This is a genomic window from Streptomyces sp. NPDC030809, from assembly GCF_055572195.1.
The window spans coordinates 370,730-387,986 of sequence record NZ_JBVIDV010000004.1; the positions used below are offsets into that span (position 1 = coordinate 370,730).

A 17,257-nucleotide genomic window follows, 5' to 3' on the forward strand; every position below is an offset into this window, starting at 1 on the left:
CTTTCCCCCCCCCCTCCCTCCCCCCCCCCCCCCCCCCCCCCCCCCCCCCCCCCCCCCCCCCCCCCCCCCCCCCTCCCCCCCCCCCCCCCCCCCCCCCCCCCCCCACGGCGGGTACGGGTGGGGCAGGGCCCGGATCAGCCCTTGGCGGGCGCGCAGCCCAGCGGCAGCTTCGGGAAGGCGGCCTGCCCGAACGGGTGGTTCCCGCCCTGGGTCTTCCACTCGAAGACCGGCTTTGCGGTGTCCGCCTTCAGGATGCGCGCGATGATCCCCGCGGAGGAGGGCAGCGAGGTGCGCCCGCGGTCCAGGGTGGCGAAGGCCTTCGTCGGGGTGGCCCACTCGCGCAGCACGGCCTTCGGGCCCTTCGGGGAGGTGGTCAGGTCGGCGAAGGCGCCCGCGCCGATGTTCGTACGGGCGACCTGGGAGACGCAGCCGCGGCCGAGGTCGGAGTTGCGCACCGGCAGCTTGAAGGTGGTGACCTGCGTGCTGCCGTCCCTGACGACCTTCAGCTCGGGGCGGGCGGAGTCCAGCTTGACCAGGCGGGTCTTCAGGCCGTGCAGCCGCTTGGCCGGGTGGGTCCCGTCGAGCAGCCCCTCGACGCGGACCATGTAGGTGTCGCCGGGGGTCCAGTCCAGGCCGGCGTAGCGCAGCCAGGCCTCCGGGCCGGTCTTGTCGTTGTTGCGCAGCACCGCCACGATCCCGTTCCCGATCGCCACCGGCTGTCCCAGGTACCGGCTGTCCTCCGCCTTCGGGGCGGCGGAGGCCGCGGAGACCGTCCCGTGCACGGCGGGGGCGGCCGGCGTCCCGGCGGCGAACACCGTGCCGGCCGCGGGGGCGAGCAGGGCGCCGGCGAGGGCGGCGGTGACGAGGGAGGTACGGACGGCGGTACGCATAACGACTCCTGGAGCATTGTCTCGGGAAGGTGGGAGAGCCGCATGCCGCGTTTTCTCTGTCGGGCTTTCATCCGGTGAGGTCTGGCGGGCTGCAGGAACGAACTTATTGATCTTGTACGACCGGTAGATCCGATTCCCGTCACAGATGCGTCACGGCGTGCTCGGTCGAGCAGAGGGGGGTGACAGGTCGCTACGCGCGTAGATATGCTCATCTGGTGACCATGCCCACCACATCCCCCGCATTCGCTGACGTGACCACGTCCGACAGCGCACTGCGCCGCTTCCTCCACGGGCTCCCCGGCGTCGACGCCGTCGGCCTGGAGGCCCGCGCGGCCGCGCTCGGCACCCGTTCGATCAAGACCACGGCCAAGGCGTTCGCCATCGACCTGGCCATCTCGATGATCGACCTGACGACGCTGGAAGGCGCGGACACCCCGGGCAAGGTCCGGGCGCTCGCCGCCAAGGCCGTCAATCCCGACCCGACCGACCGCACCACCCCGATGACGGCCGCGGTCTGCGTCTACCCCGACATGGTGGCGACCGCGAAGGCCGCCCTCAACGGCGCGGACGTCAAGGTCGCCTCGGTCGCCACCGCCTTCCCGGCCGGCCGCGCCGCGCTGCCGGTGAAGCTGGCCGACACCCGTGACGCCGTCGCCGCCGGCGCCGACGAGATCGACATGGTCATCGACCGTGGCGCCTTCCTCGCCGGCCGCTACCTGGAGACGTACGAGCTGATCAGGGCGGTCAAGGAGGCCTGCATCCGCGAGGACGGCACGGCCGCCCGCCTGAAGGTCATCTTCGAGACCGGCGAGCTGTCCACCTACGACAACATCCGCCGCGCCTCCTGGATCGGCATGCTCGCCGGCGCCGACTTCATCAAGACCTCCACCGGCAAGGTGGGCGTGAACGCCACGCCTGCAAACACCCTGCTGATGCTCGAAGCCGTCCGCGACTTCAAGGCGCAGACTGGAATCCAGATCGGTGTGAAGCCCGCGGGCGGCATCCGCACCACCAAGGACGCCATCAAGTTCCTGGTCCTGGTCAACGAGACCGTGGGCGAGGACTGGCTGACCAACGAGTGGTTCCGCTTCGGCGCCTCCAGCCTGCTGAACGACCTGCTCATGCAGCGCCAGAAGCTGAGCACCGGGCGTTACTCCGGTCCCGACTACGTGACGGTGGACTGAGACCCTCATGGAAAACAAGACATCCCTTTTCGCGTACGCCCCGGCCCCCGAGTCGCGCTCCGTCGTCGACATCGCGCCCTCGTACGGCCTGTTCATCGACGGTGAGTTCACCGACGCCGCCGACGGCAAGGTCTTCAAGACCGTCAGCCCGAGCAGCGAGGAGGTCCTCGCGGAGGTCGCCCGGGCGGGCGCCGCCGACGTGGACCGCGCCGTCCAGGCCGCCCGCCGGGCCTTCGGGAAGTGGTCCGCGCTGCCCGGCTCCGAGCGCGCCAAGTACCTCTTCCGCATCGCGCGGATCATCCAGGAGCGCAGCCGCGAGCTGGCGGTCCTGGAGACCCTCGACAACGGCAAGCCGATCAAGGAGACCCGCGACGCGGACCTCCCGCTGGTCGCCGCGCACTTCTTCTACTACGCGGGCTGGGCCGACAAGCTCGACCACGCGGGATACGGCGCCGACCCGCGCCCCCTCGGTGTGGCCGGCCAGGTCATCCCGTGGAACTTCCCGCTGCTGATGCTCGCCTGGAAGATCGCCCCGGCGCTCGCCACCGGCAACACCGTGGTCCTCAAGCCCGCCGAGACCACCCCGCTGTCGGCGCTGTTCTTCGCGGACATCTGCCGCCAGGCCGGGCTGCCCAAGGGCGTCGTCAACATCATCCCCGGCTACGGGGACGCGGGCGCCGAGCTGGTCGCGCACCCGGACGTGAACAAGGTCGCCTTCACCGGCTCCACTGCGGTCGGCAAGGCCATCGCCCGCCAGGTCGCCGGCACCCACAAGAAGGTCACCCTGGAGCTGGGCGGCAAGGGCGCCAACATCGTCTTCGACGACGCCCCCGTCGACCAGGCCGTCGAGGGCATCGTCAACGGCATCTTCTTCAACCAGGGCCAGGTCTGCTGCGCGGGCTCCCGCCTGCTGGTCCAGGAGTCGATCCACGACGAGCTGCTCGACTCCCTCAAGCGCCGCCTGAGCACCCTGCGCCTGGGCGACCCGCTCGACAAGAACACCGACATCGGCGCGATCAACTCCGCCGAGCAGCTGGCCCGGATCACCGCCCTCGCCGAGACCGGCGAGGCCGAGGGCGCCGAGCGCTGGTCCCCGGCCTGCGAGCTGCCCGCCGCGGGCTACTGGTTCGCCCCGACGCTCTTCACGAACGTCACCCAGGCGCACACCGTCGCCCGGGACGAGATCTTCGGCCCGGTGCTCTCCGTGCTGACCTTCCGCACCCCGGACGAGGCCGTCGCCAAGGCCAACAACAGCCAGTACGGCCTGTCCGCGGGCATCTGGACGGAGAAGGGCTCGCGCATCCTCGCGGTCGCCAACAAGCTCCGCGCCGGCGTCGTCTGGGCCAACACGTTCAACAAGTTCGACCCGACCTCGCCCTTCGGCGGCTACAAGGAGTCGGGCTTCGGCCGCGAGGGCGGCCGCCACGGTCTGGAGGCCTACCTCGATGTCTGAGTCCTCTGTGCGTCTCAACGTCTTCAAGACCTACAAGCTGTACGTCGGGGGCAAGTTCCCCCGCTCCGAGAGCGGCCGGGTGTACGAGGTGACGGACTCGAAGGGCAAGTGGCTGGCCAACGCCCCCCTCTCCTCCCGCAAGGACGCGCGGGACGCGGTCGTCGCGGCCCGCAAGGCCTTCGGCGGCTGGTCGGGCGCGACCGCGTACAACCGCGGGCAGATCCTCTACCGCATCGCCGAGATGCTGGAGGGCCGCCGGGACCAGTTCGTCCGCGAGGTCGGCGAGGCCGAGGGGCTCTCGAAGTCCAAGGCCGGAGCCGTCGTGGACGCGGCCGTCGACCGCTGGGTCTGGTACGCGGGCTGGACCGACAAGATCGGCCAGATCGTGGGCGGGGCCAACCCGGTCGCGGGCCCGTTCTTCAACCTCTCCACCCCCGAGCCCACCGGCGTGGTGACCGTGGTCGCCCCGCAGGAGTCCTCGTTCCTGGGCCTGGTCTCGGTGATCGCCCCGGTGATCGCGACGGGCAACACCGCCGTCGTCATCGCCAGCGAGAAGGCCCCGCTGCCCGCCCTCTCCCTGGGCGAGGTGCTGGCCACCTCCGACCTGCCCGGCGGCGTGGTCAACATCCTGTCCGGCAAGGCCGCCGAGATGGGCCCGCACCTGGCCGCGCACCAGGACGTCAACGCGATCGACCTGGCGGGCGCCGACGAGGCCCTCGCCAAGGAGCTGGAGATCGCCGCGGCCGACAACCTGAAGCGCGTCCTGCGTCCACAGCCTGTGGACGACTGGAGCGCCGACCCCGGCACGCACCGCATGACCGCGTTCCTGGAGACGAAGACCGTCTGGCACCCCACGGGCTCCCTGGGCGCCTCCGGCTCCTCGTACTGAGAACCGACGCATCTCCCGCACGGGCGGACCCGGTCCCCCGTACGGCAAAGACCCCCGGCCGTGTCGCACCCGGCCGGGGGTCTTCTCCGTGTCCCGGGCTCAGCCCGGCAGCAGCGGTGCCAGCAGCGCCACCCCGGGCAGCTCTCCGACCTTCGCGCCCTTGGTGACGGTGTCCGTGACCGCCGTGGTGTCCAGCGGCTTGAAGTCCGCGACGCTGGCCCCCACCCCGTTGTCCAGCGGGTCCACGCCCGTGTTGGCCAGCGGATCCACCTGCAGGTTCTGCACCGGCCCCAGCGCGCCTGCCAGGGCGTGCGGCACCGAGATCTCACCCGCCTGCGCCCCGCCCGCCGCCGCGGCCAGTGCCGCTCCCGCCATCGAAACCGTGATGCCCGCGTTCACGAGGGTGCGCCGGGCGCCGCCCGGGCCAGAGTGACGTGCCATGAGATCCCGCCTGGTGAGGTAACCGGATGCACACGCACAGTAGTTGAGATGTGATGCCGAATACCAACGGGCCTCCCGGTGGGTCCCCTACGCGGGGTAATGCCTCACACTGGTGTTCCGTGAGCTGTTCATCTCCCCTTCCCACGCGCGTCGTCCTGCTGACCGGTCCCTCCGGGTCCGGCAAGTCCTCGCTGGCCGCCCGCAGCGGCCTGCCCGTGCTGCGCCTCGACGACTTCTACAAGGAGGGCGACGACCCCACCCTCCCCACGGTCGAAGGCAGCTCCGACATCGACTGGGACTCGCCCGCCTCCTGGGACGCCGACACCGCCGTCGAGGCCGTCGCCCGGCTCTGCCGGACCGGACGCACCGAGGTGCCCGTCTACGACATCGCGAGCAGCTCGCGGACCGGCACCGAGACCCTCGACATCGCCCGCACCCCGCTGTTCATCGCGGAGGGCATCTTCGCCGCCGACATCGCCGCCCGCTGCCAGGAGCTCGGCCTGCTCGCCGACGCCCTGTGCCTGCGCGGCCGGCCGTCCACCACCTTCCGCCGCCGCTTCCTGCGCGACCTGCGCGAGGGCCGCAAGTCGGTCCCGATGCTGCTGCGCCGCGGCTGGCGGCTGATGCGCGCCGAGCGCTCCATCGTGGCCCGCCACGTGGCACTGGGCGCCCACCCCTGCGCCCGGGACGAGGCCCTGGGCCGCCTGGCCGCCGCGGCCGCCGGCCGGCACCGCGCCCCGGCCCCGGCGGGCTCCGCGAGCGCCGCGGCCTGACGGGCCGGGACAGGCCGGACAGGCCGGAAAACGCGGAAGCGGGACCGGACGGACCCCCTGGCCGTCCGGTCCCGCTCCCTTCCCCCATGGCCCCCGTCTCACCCCCGTAAGACGGTCCCCCTCGGCCGCGTGGTCGTGCGGGTCGCCGCTCAGGCGACCAGCTCTCCGAAGGACTCCGCCTCCGTCTCGCCGAAGCTCAGCGACTCGTCGTCCCGCAGCCGGCGCAGGGAGCGCCAGATGCTCGACTTCACCGTGCCGACGCTGATGTCCATGATCTCGGCGATCTCCGGGTCGGTACGGCCCTCGTAGTAGCGCAGCACCAGCATCGTGCGCTGGGTCTCCGGCAGCTTCGCCAGCGCCTGCCACAGCACGGCGCGCAGCTCGGTGCCCTTCATCGCGTCCGTCTCGCCCGCCGTCTCCGGCAGCTCCTCGGTCGGGTACTCGTTGAGCTTGCGCCGGCGCCAGGCGCTGATGTGCAGGTTGGTCATCGTGCGGCGCAGGTAGCCGCCGACCGCCGCCTTGTCGCTGATCCGGTCCCAGGCCCGGTACGTCGAGAACAGTGCGCTCTGCAGCAGGTCCTCGGCCTCGAACCGGTCGCCGGTCAGGTGGTACGCCGTCGCGAAGAGCGCCGCCCGGCGCTCCTGCACGTAGGCGGTGAACTCGGCCTCCGAGGCAGACGACGGGGTGCGCTGTGCGGGCACGGTGTACGCGTTGGCGTCGATGGCCACCACGTGTGCCGGCCGGGTGCGGGTGACCGGTGCGACTCGGGCACCCGCCCGGCGGTTCACGTCGTGCAGCCGCGTGACAACAGCGCTGGTGCTGGTGCTGTGCAGCGTGTTCATCTCGCGCCCCCGTCGTGCTGTCTGCCGTGGAACCGGCTGTTGCCGATGGGAAAAGACTGCCCGCCGGACTTAACCGGGGTGTCCGCCGACTGTCACAGCACTGTCACAGCGAACACCGGCGGCCGCCCCCGCCCGCGCACCCCCGGGCATGGGACAGAATGTCGGCGTGCCTTTCCTGTTGCTGATCGAGGACGACGACGCCATCCGCACGGCGCTCGAACTCTCCCTGTCCCGTCAGGGCCACCGTGTGGCCACCGCGGCGACGGGAGAGGACGGGCTGAAGCTGCTCAAGGAGCAGCGGCCGGACCTGATCGTGCTGGACGTGATGCTGCCCGGGATCGACGGCTTCGAGGTGTGCCGCCGCATCCGCCGCACCGACCAGCTGCCGATCATCCTGCTCACCGCGCGCAGCGACGACATCGACGTGGTGGTCGGACTGGAGTCCGGCGCCGACGACTACGTGGTCAAGCCCGTGCAGGGCCGGGTGCTCGACGCCCGGATCCGCGCGGTGCTGCGCCGCGGGGAGCGCGAGTCCAGCGACTCCGCCACCTTCGGTTCCCTGGTGATCGACCGCTCTGCGATGACGGTCACCAAGAACGGCGAGGACCTCCAGCTCACCCCGACCGAGCTGCGGCTGCTCCTGGAGCTCAGCCGCCGCCCCGGCCAGGCCCTGTCGCGCCAGCAGCTGCTGCGCCTGGTCTGGGAGCACGACTACCTCGGCGACTCGCGGCTCGTGGACGCCTGCGTCCAGCGGCTGCGGGCCAAGGTGGAGGACGTGCCCTCCTCGCCCACGCTGATCCGCACCGTACGGGGCGTCGGCTACCGCCTGGACAACCCGCAGTGAAGCGCGCGGTGCTCGCGGGCCGCCGCTGGACGAGCCTGCGGCTGCGGCTCATAGTCGTGTTCGGGCTGGTCGCGCTGACCGCCGCGGTGTCCGCGTCGGGGATCGCGTACTGGCTCAACCGGGAGGCCGTGCTCAGCCGTACCCAGGACGCGGCGCTGGGGGACTTCCGGCAGGAGATGCAGAACCGTGCCGCCGCGCTGCCCGCCGACCCGACCCCGGAGGAGCTGCAGCGCACGGCCGAGCTGATGGCGGGGTCCAGCCCCGGGTACAGCGTGCTGCTCGTGGAGGAGAAGAAGGACGGCCGCAAGGTCTTCGGCTCCGCCGGCCCGGACTCCTTCAAGCTGTCCGACGTGCCCCGGTCCCTCCAGGACGCGGTGGCCGAGGAGCAGAAGGTCACCGCGGCCAACGACGCCCCGTTCCACATGTACTGGCAGCGGACCAAGCCGAACGGGAACCCGTACCTCGTGGGCGGCACCCGGATCGTCGGCGGCGGGCCGACCGGCTACATGTACAAGTCCCTCGCCACCGAGCGGGCGGACCTCAACGCGCTGGCCTGGTCGCTGTGCATCGCCACCGCCCTGGCCCTGCTCGGCTCGGCGCTGCTCGCGCAGGCCGCCGCCACCACCGTCCTGAGGCCCGTGCAGCGGCTCGGGGACGCGGCCCGGCGGCTCGGCGAGGGCGAGCTCGACACCCGGCTCGACGTGTCCGGCAACGACGAACTCGCCGACCTGTCGCACACGTTCAACATGGCGGCCGCCGCACTGGAGAAGAAGGTCGCGGACATGAGCGCCCGCGAGGAGTCCAGCCGGCGGTTCGTGGCCGACATGTCGCACGAGCTGCGGACCCCGCTGACCGCCCTCACGGCGGTCACCGAGGTGCTGGAGGAGGAGATCGACGGGCTGGACCCGATGATCGCCCCGGCGGTGGAGCTGGTCGTCAGCGAGACCCGCCGCCTGAACAACCTGGTGGAGAACCTGATGGAGGTCACCCGGTTCGACGCCGGCACGGCGCGGCTGGTCCTGGACGACGTGGACGTCGCCGACCAGGTCACCGCCTGCATCGACGCGCGGGCCTGGCTGGACGCCGTCGAACTCGACGCGGAACGCGGGATCGTGGCGCGGCTGGACCCGCGCCGCCTCGACGTGATCCTCGCCAACCTGATCGGCAACGCCCTCAAGCACGGCGGCTCGCCGGTACGGGTGTCGGTGCGCACGGAGGAATCGACCCTGGTGATCGCGGTCAAGGACAACGGGCCGGGCATCCCCGAGGACGTGCTGCCGCACGTCTTCGACCGGTTCTACAAGGCGAGTGCCTCGCGGCCGAAATCGGACGGCAGCGGCCTGGGGCTGTCCATCGCGATGGAGAACGCGCACATCCACGGCGGGGACATCACCGCCGAGAACTCGCCCGAGGGCGGGGCGCTGTTCACCCTGCGGCTGCCGGCGGACCTCACCGCAGCGGAGGCGGGGGCGTGAAGGCGACACGGTGGGCGGCCGCCCTCGTCCTGCTGCCCGCGGCCCTGGCCGGCGGCTGCGGGATCCGGGCCACGACGGTCCCCGTGGACGTGGGCGCGGCCCCCTCGCGGGTCTCCTGCGACAAGCCCGCCCAGTCGGACGCGGACCGCGCGGAGGGCTTCCGGGCCACGGTGGAGATGGTCTGCGGCTCGCAGCTCGTGGGCATCCAGCGGGTGGTCCACATCTCCGAGAAGCAGCCCGTGCGCAACGCGCGGGTGCCGGTCGCCCAGGCCCTGCTCGCCGAACTCCAGCGGCCCCTGTCGGGCGCGGAGCGGGACGCCGGGTTCTCCTCCGGGGTGCCGGACAAGCTGTCCGTGAAGGCCCCCCGGTCCGGGGACCCGGGCGGCACCCTGCGGCTGAGCCGCAAGCCGGAGGACCTGCCCCCGCTGGCGCTGGCCCAGATCGTGTGCACCCTCGCCGGGAGCGCGGCGGCCGAGGGGCCGGGCCCCGTGGTGCTGGGCGGCCCGGACGCGGACCCGCCGCGGGCCTGGGAGTGCACGGAGGCCGTACGGGCCCGCCCGGAGGCGGTCCCCACCCTCGGCGAGATCGTCCGGGCCACCCCCGCCCCGGGCCGCTCGGGGTCCTGAGCCCCGCGGCGGACGAGGAGCGCCGCTTCGGGGGACGGGGCGGCGCGGCGGCGGGCCGCGGAACCGCGGGCTCCGCCAAGGTGGGCTGATCGTCCCCCGCGCACAGACAGGGCCACCGCACCATGCTCAGCACCGACTTCACGACCGGCGCGCCGAACTGGCTCGACCTCGGCAGCCCGGACGTCGACGCCTCCGCCGCCTTCTACCGGGCCGTGTTCGGCTGGGAGGCGGTCGCACCCCCCGGCCCCGACGGCGGCGGCTACCGGATGTTCCGCAAGGGCGGCCGTACGGTCGCCGCCGTCGGCCCGCTGACGGAGGAGGGCGCCCGGCCCGCCTGGACCATCTACTTCTGCACCCCCGACGCGCAGGCCACCGCGGCCGCGGTGCGCGAGGGCGGCGGCCGGGTGCGGGTGGAGCCGGTGGACGTCATGGGGGAGGGGTGGTTCGCCCACTGCACGGACCCGGACGGGGCCGAGTTCGCCGTCTGGCAGCCCGGGAAGACCAAGGGCCTGGAGCGGACCTCCGAGGACGACACGCTGGTGTGGGTGGAGCTGATGGCCTCCGACCCGGTCGCCTCGATCGCCTTCTACCGCGGGCTGTTCGGCTGGCGGCACGCCGACATGGACTCCCCGGGCGGGATGACGTACCGGGTGCTGTCCACCGCCGAGGGCGACCAGGAGGACGCCTCCTTCGGCGGGGTCGCCCCCGACGACATCGGCGGCGCGAGCGCCCCGCACCGCTGGATCCCGTACTTCGCCGTGGCCGATGCCGACGAGACCGTCGCCCGGGCGCAGGGCGCCGGCGGGTCGGTGCTCATGCCCGCCGCCACCATGGACGGGGTGGGGCGGATGGCCTGGCTGGCCGACCCGGCCGGCGCGCCCTTCGCGATCCTCAAGCCGGAGCCCCCGGCCTGACCGGCCGGGAGCGGGCCGTCAGTTCGCGGCGTACACGCGGGCGGCGAACTCCGCCATGGCCTCGTCGCTGAGGTTCTTCGCGAGGTTCGCCTCCGTGATCATGCCGATCAGGCGGTGGCCGTTGACCACGTCGATCACCGGCAGGCGCTTGATCTGGTGGACCTCCATGGTGTCCACGGCCTCGTTCGCATCGGACTCCGCATCGACCCAGTGCAGTACGCCGGCCAGCGAGCCGGCCTGCATGTCGGCCGGATCGATGCCCTCGGCGCAGCACTTCACCACGATGTCCCGGTCCGTGATCATGCCCTTGAGGCGTTCGTCGGTCCCGCAGATCGGCAGCGCGCCCACTCCCAGGTCGCGCATCATGCGGGAGGCGTCCAGCAGGGTCTGGTCCTCGCGCACGCACTGCACCCCGGCGGTCATGATGTCCCGGGCCCGCAGCTTCCTGTCCATGGCGCTTCCTCCGTCTCTTCGCCGTGCCGTGCTCGTGGCGGACTGCCTCTACGAGCACAGCACGGGACGGCCCGCGGCGCGCGCCGGGAACGGCGCAGGCCCCCGGAAGCCGGAGCTCCGGGGGCCTGCGCGGGGGCCGGGCGGGGATCAGATGCCCGCGGCGGCCGCCAGGTCCTTCTTGACCGCGTCCAGGATCTCCTGGCCGCGCACCCGCGCCGAGGCGAGCTCGGAGGCCTCGGCGACCGGGACCACGACCTCCAGGTAGCACTTGAGCTTGGGCTCGGTGCCGCTCGGGCGGACGATCACCCGGGCCTTGTAGTCGCCGTCGAGGCGGTAGCGCAGGCCGTCGGTGGGCGGCAGCGCCGCCGAGCCCTGCGACAGGTCCTCGGCGGAGACCACCCGCAGCCCCGCCAGCGAGGCCGGCGGCTGCTCGCGCAGCGCCCGCATCGCGTCGGCGATCACCGACAGGTCCTGGACCCGCACCGACAGCTGGTCGGTGGCGTGCAGGCCGTGGGCCATCGCCAGGTCGTCCAGCAGGTCGGTCAGCGTACGGCCCTGCTCCTTGAGCTCGGAGGCCAGCTCGGCCACCAGCAGGGCGGCCGTGATGCCGTCCTTGTCGCGGACCCCCTCGGGGTCCACGCAGTAGCCCAGCGCCTCCTCGTAGCCGTACCGCAGGCCCTCGACGCGCGCGATCCACTTGAAGCCGGTCAGGGTCTCCGCGTAGCCCACGCCCGCCGCCTCGGCGATCCGGCCGAGCAGCGAGGAGGACACGATCGACTCCGCGAACACGCCGGAGGCGCCCTTGTGGACCAGGTGGGCGGCCAGCAGCGCGCCCACCTCGTCCCCGCGGAGCATCCGCCAGCCGCCCTCGGCCGCATCGTCGGGGACGGCCACCGCGCAGCGGTCCGCGTCCGGGTCGTTCGCGATCACGATGTCCGGGCCGGCCTCGGCGGCCGCGGCGAAGGCCAGGTCCATCGCCCCCGGCTCCTCCGGGTTCGGGAAGGCCACCGTCGGGAACTCCGGGTCGGGCTCGGCCTGCTCGGCCACCAGCACCGGGGCCGGGAACCCGGCCCGCTCGAAGGCGGCCAGGACCACGTCCTTGCCGACCCCGTGCATGGCCGTGTAGACGGTCCGCACCCCGCGCGGGGAGCCGGGGCTCAGCACCGCGTCCGTACGCGCCAGGTAGGCCTCCAGGACCTCCTCGCCGAGCTGCTCCCAGCCCGAGTCCGGGCGCGGTACGTCCGCGAGCGCGCCGACGGCCGCGATCTCGGCCGCGATCTCCGTGTCCGCCGGGGAGACGATCTGCGAACCGTCGCCGAGGTACACCTTGTAGCCGTTGTCCCGGGGCGGGTTGTGGCTCGCGGTGACCTCGACGCCCGCGACGGCGCCCAGGTGCCTTATCGCGTACGCGAGGACCGGCGTGGGCAGCGGGCGGGGCAGGACGGCGGCGCGCAGCCCGGCACCCGTCATCACGGCGGCCGTGTCGCGGGCGAAGTCGGCGGACTTGTGGCGCGCGTCGTACCCGACGACGACGAGCCCGCCCTCGTGGCCCTTGGACTTCAGGTAGGCGGCGAGGCCGGCGGCGGCCCGGATGACCACCGAGCGGTTCATCCGCATCGGTCCCGCACCCAGCTCCCCGCGGAGGCCCGCGGTGCCGAACTGGAGGGTGCCGGCGAACCGGGCCGCGAGGTCGGCGGCCCCCTCGGCGGTGTTCCCGGCCTCGATGAGCCGGCCGAGCTCGGCGGCGGTCTCCGGGTCCGGGTCCTCCGCCTGCCAGGCCCGGGCGCGTGCGATCAGATCGTCCTGCACTGGTTCCCTTTCCGTACGGGTGGTCCGGCTCAGATCCGGGCGAGGACCTGCGTGAGCAGCTGGCCCATGCGGGCGGCCGAGTCGCGGCCCGCCTGCAGGACCTCCTCGTGGTTCAGCGGCTCGCCGGAGAGGCCCGCGGCCAGGTTGGTGACCAGGGAGATGCCCAGCACCTCGGCGCCGGCCTCGCGGGCGGCGATGGCCTCCAGCACGGTGGACATGCCGACCAGGTCGGCGCCCATGACGCGGATCATGTTGATCTCGGCCGGGGTCTCGTAGTGCGGGCCGGGGAACTGCACGTAGACGCCCTCTTCGAGGGTCTCGTCGATCTCCTTGCACATCGCGCGCAGCCGCGGCGAGTACAGGTCGGTGAGGTCCACGAAGTTCGCGCCGAGGATCGGCGAGGTGGCCGTCAGGTTGATGTGGTCGCTGATCAGGACGGGCTGGCCGGGGCGCATGCCCTCGCGCAGACCGCCGCAGCCGTTGGTCAGCACGACGGTCTTGCAGCCCGCGGCGACGGCGGTGCGGACACCGTGGGCGACGGCGGCGACGCCGCGGCCCTCGTAGAAGTGGGTCCGGCCGAGGAAGACCAGGGCGCGCTTGTCACCGATCTTGTACGAGCGGATCTTGCCGCCGTGTCCTTCGACGGCGGCCGGGGGGAAGCCGGGGAGCTCGGTCACCGGGAACTCGGCCTCGGGGGCGCCGAGGGCCTCGGCGGCGGGGGCCCAGCCGGAGCCCATCACGAGCGCCACGTCGTGGGTTTCGGCGCCGGTGAGCTCACGCAGGCGTGCCGCTGCGGCAGCGGCGGAGGCGTGGGGGTCGGTAGCAGATGCGTTCACGCGGACGAGGGTAGCCGCTCATTTCCTACGCGCGTAGATGGCACAGCTCACGGTGTTCGGATCGTTGCCTTGTCGTTTCCGACGAAATGTCCGCAGGCGGGTTCGGCGGCGGCCGGGAGCGGGGGCCCGGCGAGGGTCCGGGAGCCCGTCCCGGAGGGGTCCGGGACGGGCTCGGACCGGCCTCAGCAGGGGCGCTTGCGCAGTTCCATCACGTAGTCGTGCGGGGCGCCGGCGGATTCGGCCGCGTCGGCGATCTCACCCAGGTAGCGGGCCGAGGGCAGGCCGCCCTCGTAGCCGTTGAGCACGTACACCCAGGCGGCCTCCTCGCCGTCCAGGGTGTGCACGCGGATCCGCATCCGGCGGTAGATGTCGAGGCCGACGCCCTCCCACCGGTCCATGGAGTCCTCGTCGAGCGGGGCGATGTCGTACAGGGCGACGAACACCTGGGAGCGCGGGGCTTCGACGATCGTGGCGAGGGCACCCTCCCAGCCCATCTGCTCGCCCCCGAAGGTGAGCCGCCAGTCGTTGATCCAGCCCGTGCCACGCAGCGGGGAGTGCGGAGCGCGGCGCGTCATCAGCCGCGCGTCGAGGTTGCCGGCGTACGCGGCGTAGAGCGACATGGGATCGAGGGTACGGGAGGGTCGGCCGTGGCGGGCCCTCCGCCCGCCTCCCGGAGCCGAGCGGAAGCAGGGCCCGTACGGAGCCCCGGCCCTGGATGAAGCACCTTGGCGCGTGCGGGACAATGAGAACGGAATGCATCCCCCGGGGACACCCCCCGGACCACCGGCCGGGGCGGCAGCCGGCCGGGTAGACGTGAGGCGGACTTTTCGTGACCCGGATCGTGATCATCGGCGGCGGACCCGGCGGGTATGAGGCGGCGCTCGTGGGCGCCCAGCTCGGCGCGGAGGTGACCGTCGTCGACTGCGACGGTCTGGGCGGAGCATCGGTGCTGACCGACTGCGTACCGTCGAAGACCCTGATCGCCACGGCTGAGGTGATGACGAACTTCGACTCCTCGTACGAGGAGCTCGGCATCATCGTCGCCGACGACACCCCGCCGCTGGAGCAGAGCGCCCGCGTGGTCGGCGTGGACCTCGGCAAGGTCAACCGCCGTGTGAAGCGGCTCGCCCTCGCCCAGTCGCACGACATCACCGCCTCCGTCACCCGGGCCGGCGCCCGCGTCATGCGCGGCCGCGGCCGGCTCGGCGGCCCGCAGGGCATCGACGGCACCCGCGACGTGATCGTCACGGCCGCCGACGGCAGCGAGACCATCCTGACGGCCGACGCGGTGCTCATCGCGACCGGCGGCCACCCCCGCGAGATCCCCGACGCCCAGCCCGACGGCGAGCGCATCCTCAACTGGACCCAGGTCTACGACCTCGAAGAGCTGCCCGAGGAGCTCATCGTGGTCGGCTCCGGCGTCACCGGCGCCGAGTTCGCCGGCGCCTACCAGGCCCTCGGCTCCCGGGTCACCCTCGTCTCCTCCCGCGACCGGGTCCTCCCCGGCGAGGACCCCGACGCGGCCGCCGTCCTGGAGGACGTGTTCCGCCGCCGCGGCATGAACGTCATCTCGCGCGCCCGCGCCGAGTCCGCCAAGCGCGTGGGCGACCGGGTCGAGGTCACGCTCGCCGACGGCCGGGTCATCTCCGGCACGCACTGCCTGATGGCGGTCGGCGCCATCCCGAACACCGCGGACATGAACCTGGAGGAGTCCGGGGTCAAGCTCAAGGACTCGGGCCACATCTGGACCGACAAGGTCTCCCGCACCACCTCGCCCGGCGTGTACGCGGCCGGAGACGTGACGGGCGTCTTCGCGCTCGCCTCGGTGGCCGCCATGCAGGGCCGCATCGCGATGTACCACTTCCTCGGCGACGCGGTGGCCCCGCTGAACCTGAAGACCGTCTCCTCGAACGTCTTCACCGACCCGGAGATCGCCACCGTCGGCTACACCCAGGCCGACGTGGACGCGGGCAAGATCGAGGCCCGTGTGGTGAAGCTGCCGCTGCTGCGCAACCCGCGGGCCAAGATGCAGGGCATCCGGGACGGCTTCGTGAAGCTGTTCTGCCGCCCCGGCACCGGCATCGTGGTCGGCGGCGTGGTCGTCTCCCCGCGCGCGAGCGAGCTGATCCACCCGATCTCGATCGCGGTCGACAACAACCTGACCGTCGAGCAGATCGCAAACGCGTTCACGGTGTACCCCTCCTTGTCGGGTTCGATCGCGGAGGTCGCCCGCCAGCTGCACACCCGCAAGGCCACCGGCGAGGCCTGAGCCCCGGCTAACCGCCTTCGTCCGCAAGGGCTTTGGGGCGCGGTGACGGGCCGCCGGATTCCGGCGGCCCGGAGCGGGCGGCGCGTATACCACTCCCGGCCCCGCCGCACGGACAATTTCTGTAATTCGGCGCAAGGAGCTGAACGCAGACGGTCGTTGGGGTTACTGTCAGTTTCGTGTTCGCTGCTGAACGTCGCCAATTGATCCTCGAAATGGTGCGCGCCAACGGAGCCGTGTCGCTCCGGGAGCTCGCCCGCGTCGTCCAGACCTCAGAAGTGACCGTACGGCGCGACGTGCGGGCGCTGGAGGCAGAAGGACTCCTCGACCGCCGGCACGGCGGTGCGGTTTTGCCGGGCGGTTTCACGCGGGAGTCCGGCTTTCCGCAGAAATCCCATCTCGCGACGGCGGAGAAGACCGCCATCGCCGATGTCGCGGCCGGCCTCGTCGAAGAAGGCGAGGCCGTTGTCGTCGGCGCGGGCACCACCACCCAGGAGCTGGCCCGCCGGCTCGCGCGGGTGCCCGGACTCACCGTGGTCACCAACTCGCTGCTCGTCGCCCAGGCCCTCGCGCACGCCAACCGGGTGGAAGTGGTGATGACGGGCGGGACCCTGCGCGGGTCCAACTACGCCCTCGTGGGCAGCGGGGCCGAGCAGTCCCTCCAGGGGCTGCGCGTCTCCCGGGCCTTCCTCTCGGGCAGCGGTCTCACCGCCGAACGCGGGCTCTCCACCTCCAACATGCTCTCCGCGAGCGTGGACCGGGCCCTGGTGCAGGCGGCGACCGAGGTGGTGGTCCTCGCCGACCACACCAAGCTCGGTACCGACACCATGTTCCAGACCGTGCCGACGGAGTTCATCACCCGTCTGGTGACGGACGAACCCCCGCCGCACGACGACCGGGCCCAGAGCGAGCTGCAGGCGCTCGCCGACCAGGGCGTGCAGATCGCCGTGGCCGGCTCGGGCCTCCAGCCCGGCGGCGCGGGCGCGGGGGAGGGCATGGGCGGCGGCCGCCGGCCGCAGCGGCGGGAGTCCCCGCTGCCGGTGCAGCGCCGGGCCGGTGCGGCCGCCCAGCTGCGGGCCGCGGCCCTCGCGGACCCGGCGGACCGGGCCCGGGTCGCGGACATGAGGGGCCGCCGTTGACCGGCTTAGGCCGGCTCCGGACCGGCTCGGGCCGGGGCGCCGGAAGGCGCGGCCCCTACGGAAGGCGCGGCCCCTACGGAAGGCACGGCTGCCACGGAAGGCACGGCCCAGGCGGGCGCCCGGCGGGTGCGGGCGTCCCGGGGTACGGCCGAGGCCCCGCCCGGTCGGACCGGGCGGGGCCTTGGTGTGCGTACGCGGACGGACGGAGGGCCCAGGGCCCTCCGTGCCTCAGTTGTCCTTGATTTCGCAGATGGTGGCGCCGGAGGTGAGGGAGGCGCCGACTTCGGCGTTGAGTCCCACGATGGTTCCGGAGCGGTGGGCGTTCAGGGGCTGTTCCATCTTCATGGCTTCGAGGACCACGACGAGGTCGCCTTCGGCGACCTGCTGGCCTTCCTCGACGGCGACCTTGACGATGGTGCCCTG

Annotated in this window: 18 protein-coding genes; 10 read left to right on the plus strand and 8 right to left on the minus strand. The window is 72.8% G+C overall.

The features are described 5' to 3' along the window. Window positions 1–134 precede the first annotated feature (134 nt). The gene (locus ACZ407_RS08410) at window positions 135–890 is read right to left on the minus strand and encodes a hypothetical protein (RefSeq protein WP_468126524.1); all 756 of its coding nucleotides are present in this window, start codon (window positions 888–890) and stop codon (window positions 135–137) included. Between the two features lie 215 nt (window positions 891–1,105). On the opposite strand from ACZ407_RS08410, the gene deoC reads away from it, so the two are divergent. Genes deoC through ACZ407_RS08425 form a run of 3 tightly spaced genes read left to right on the plus strand, consistent with a single transcriptional unit; the run spans window position 1,106 to window position 4,416 of the window. Further along, window positions 1,106–2,074, plus strand: a complete 969-nt coding sequence (deoC, locus tag ACZ407_RS08415) for a deoxyribose-phosphate aldolase (RefSeq protein WP_468126525.1) — start codon at window positions 1,106–1,108, stop codon at window positions 2,072–2,074. A gap of 7 nt (window positions 2,075–2,081) precedes the next feature. Next, window positions 2,082–3,527, plus strand: a complete 1,446-nt coding sequence (locus tag ACZ407_RS08420; protein ID WP_468126527.1) for an aldehyde dehydrogenase family protein — start codon at window positions 2,082–2,084, stop codon at window positions 3,525–3,527. Continuing rightward, window positions 3,520–4,416, plus strand: a complete 897-nt coding sequence (locus tag ACZ407_RS08425) for an aldehyde dehydrogenase family protein (RefSeq protein WP_468126529.1) — start codon at window positions 3,520–3,522, stop codon at window positions 4,414–4,416. The genes ACZ407_RS08420 and ACZ407_RS08425 overlap by 8 nt, the downstream gene beginning before the upstream one ends. A 99-nt stretch (window positions 4,417–4,515) precedes the next feature. Here ACZ407_RS08425 and ACZ407_RS08430 read toward each other — a convergent pair whose 3' ends face one another. Then, a complete protein-coding gene (locus tag ACZ407_RS08430) occupies window positions 4,516–4,857 on the minus strand; it encodes a hypothetical protein (protein ID WP_468126530.1) in 342 nt (113 codons plus the stop codon). Window positions 4,858–4,910: 53 nt separating this feature from the next. On the opposite strand from ACZ407_RS08430, the gene ACZ407_RS08435 reads away from it, so the two are divergent. After that, window positions 4,911–5,630, plus strand: coding sequence for a uridine kinase family protein (locus ACZ407_RS08435; protein ID WP_468126532.1), 720 nt, complete (start codon window positions 4,911–4,913; stop codon window positions 5,628–5,630). A 149-nt stretch (window positions 5,631–5,779) separates the two neighbouring features. Here the strand turns inward: ACZ407_RS08435 and ACZ407_RS08440 are convergent, their stop codons facing one another. Then, window positions 5,780–6,472, minus strand: coding sequence for a SigE family RNA polymerase sigma factor (locus tag ACZ407_RS08440; protein ID WP_468126533.1), 693 nt, complete (start codon window positions 6,470–6,472; stop codon window positions 5,780–5,782). A 166-nt stretch (window positions 6,473–6,638) separates the two neighbouring features. On the opposite strand from ACZ407_RS08440, the gene afsQ1 reads away from it, so the two are divergent. The 4 genes from afsQ1 to ACZ407_RS08460 all read left to right on the plus strand — a co-directional run bounded on the left by afsQ1 (window position 6,639) and on the right by ACZ407_RS08460 (window position 10,331). Continuing rightward, window positions 6,639–7,316 (plus strand): two-component system response regulator AfsQ1, encoded by a 678-nt coding sequence (afsQ1, locus tag ACZ407_RS08445; protein ID WP_468126535.1) that lies wholly within the window; start codon window positions 6,639–6,641, stop codon window positions 7,314–7,316. Continuing rightward, window positions 7,214–8,791: a sensor histidine kinase gene (locus tag ACZ407_RS08450; RefSeq protein ID WP_468126591.1), complete on the plus strand. Its 1,578-nt coding sequence runs from the start codon at window positions 7,214–7,216 to the stop codon at window positions 8,789–8,791. The genes afsQ1 and ACZ407_RS08450 overlap by 103 nt, the downstream gene beginning before the upstream one ends. Then, window positions 8,788–9,417, plus strand: a complete 630-nt coding sequence (locus ACZ407_RS08455; protein ID WP_468126537.1) for a hypothetical protein — start codon at window positions 8,788–8,790, stop codon at window positions 9,415–9,417. The genes ACZ407_RS08450 and ACZ407_RS08455 overlap by 4 nt, the downstream gene beginning before the upstream one ends. A gap of 122 nt (window positions 9,418–9,539) precedes the next feature. Next, window positions 9,540–10,331, plus strand: coding sequence for a VOC family protein (locus ACZ407_RS08460; RefSeq protein WP_468126539.1), 792 nt, complete (start codon window positions 9,540–9,542; stop codon window positions 10,329–10,331). Window positions 10,332–10,349: 18 nt separating this feature from the next. Here ACZ407_RS08460 and ACZ407_RS08465 read toward each other — a convergent pair whose 3' ends face one another. The 4 genes from ACZ407_RS08465 to ACZ407_RS08480 all read right to left on the minus strand — a co-directional run bounded on the left by ACZ407_RS08465 (window position 10,350) and on the right by ACZ407_RS08480 (window position 14,049). Beyond that, window positions 10,350–10,784: a CBS domain-containing protein gene (locus tag ACZ407_RS08465; protein WP_468126541.1), complete on the minus strand. Its 435-nt coding sequence runs from the start codon at window positions 10,782–10,784 to the stop codon at window positions 10,350–10,352. 147 nt (window positions 10,785–10,931) lie between these two features. Continuing rightward, window positions 10,932–12,593: a phospho-sugar mutase gene (locus ACZ407_RS08470; RefSeq protein WP_468126542.1), complete on the minus strand. Its 1,662-nt coding sequence runs from the start codon at window positions 12,591–12,593 to the stop codon at window positions 10,932–10,934. Between the two features lie 29 nt (window positions 12,594–12,622). Next, on the minus strand, window positions 12,623–13,429 hold the full coding sequence (locus tag ACZ407_RS08475) for a purine-nucleoside phosphorylase (RefSeq protein WP_468126544.1): 807 nt from the start codon (window positions 13,427–13,429) through the stop codon (window positions 12,623–12,625). 182 nt (window positions 13,430–13,611) lie between these two features. Further along, window positions 13,612–14,049, minus strand: coding sequence for a gamma-glutamylcyclotransferase family protein (locus ACZ407_RS08480; protein WP_468126545.1), 438 nt, complete (start codon window positions 14,047–14,049; stop codon window positions 13,612–13,614). Window positions 14,050–14,258: 209 nt separating this feature from the next. On the opposite strand from ACZ407_RS08480, the gene ACZ407_RS08485 reads away from it, so the two are divergent. Beyond that, window positions 14,259–15,698 (plus strand): NAD(P)H-quinone dehydrogenase, encoded by a 1,440-nt coding sequence (locus tag ACZ407_RS08485; protein ID WP_468126546.1) that lies wholly within the window; start codon window positions 14,259–14,261, stop codon window positions 15,696–15,698. 176 nt (window positions 15,699–15,874) lie between these two features. Beyond that, window positions 15,875–16,834, plus strand: a complete 960-nt coding sequence (locus tag ACZ407_RS08490) for a DeoR/GlpR family DNA-binding transcription regulator (protein ID WP_468126547.1) — start codon at window positions 15,875–15,877, stop codon at window positions 16,832–16,834. Between the two features lie 228 nt (window positions 16,835–17,062). Here ACZ407_RS08490 and ACZ407_RS08495 read toward each other — a convergent pair. Next, on the minus strand, window positions 17,063–17,257 hold a 195-nt coding region (locus ACZ407_RS08495), incomplete at its 5' end, for an acyl-CoA carboxylase biotin carboxyl carrier protein subunit (RefSeq protein ID WP_468126548.1).

Bases quoted from the DNA above. Each gene is read 5' to 3' on its own strand.
- ACZ407_RS08420 (WP_468126527.1), top strand. From the start codon at position 2,082: ATGGAAAACAAGACATCCCTTTTCGCGTACGCCCCGGCCCCCGAGTCG.
- ACZ407_RS08435 (WP_468126532.1), top strand. From the start codon at position 4,911: ATGCCGAATACCAACGGGCCTCCCGGTGGGTCCCCTACGCGGGGTAAT.
- ACZ407_RS08460 (WP_468126539.1), top strand. From the start codon at position 9,540: ATGCTCAGCACCGACTTCACGACCGGCGCGCCGAACTGGCTCGACCTC.
- ACZ407_RS08430 (WP_468126530.1), bottom strand. From the start codon at position 4,857: ATGGCACGTCACTCTGGCCCGGGCGGCGCCCGGCGCACCCTCGTGAAC.
- ACZ407_RS08465 (WP_468126541.1), bottom strand. From the start codon at position 10,784: ATGGACAGGAAGCTGCGGGCCCGGGACATCATGACCGCCGGGGTGCAG.
- ACZ407_RS08440 (WP_468126533.1), bottom strand. From the start codon at position 6,472: ATGAACACGCTGCACAGCACCAGCACCAGCGCTGTTGTCACGCGGCTG.
- ACZ407_RS08410 (WP_468126524.1), bottom strand. From the start codon at position 890: ATGCGTACCGCCGTCCGTACCTCCCTCGTCACCGCCGCCCTCGCCGGC.
- ACZ407_RS08425 (WP_468126529.1), top strand. From the start codon at position 3,520: ATGTCTGAGTCCTCTGTGCGTCTCAACGTCTTCAAGACCTACAAGCTG.
- ACZ407_RS08480 (WP_468126545.1), bottom strand. From the start codon at position 14,049: ATGTCGCTCTACGCCGCGTACGCCGGCAACCTCGACGCGCGGCTGATG.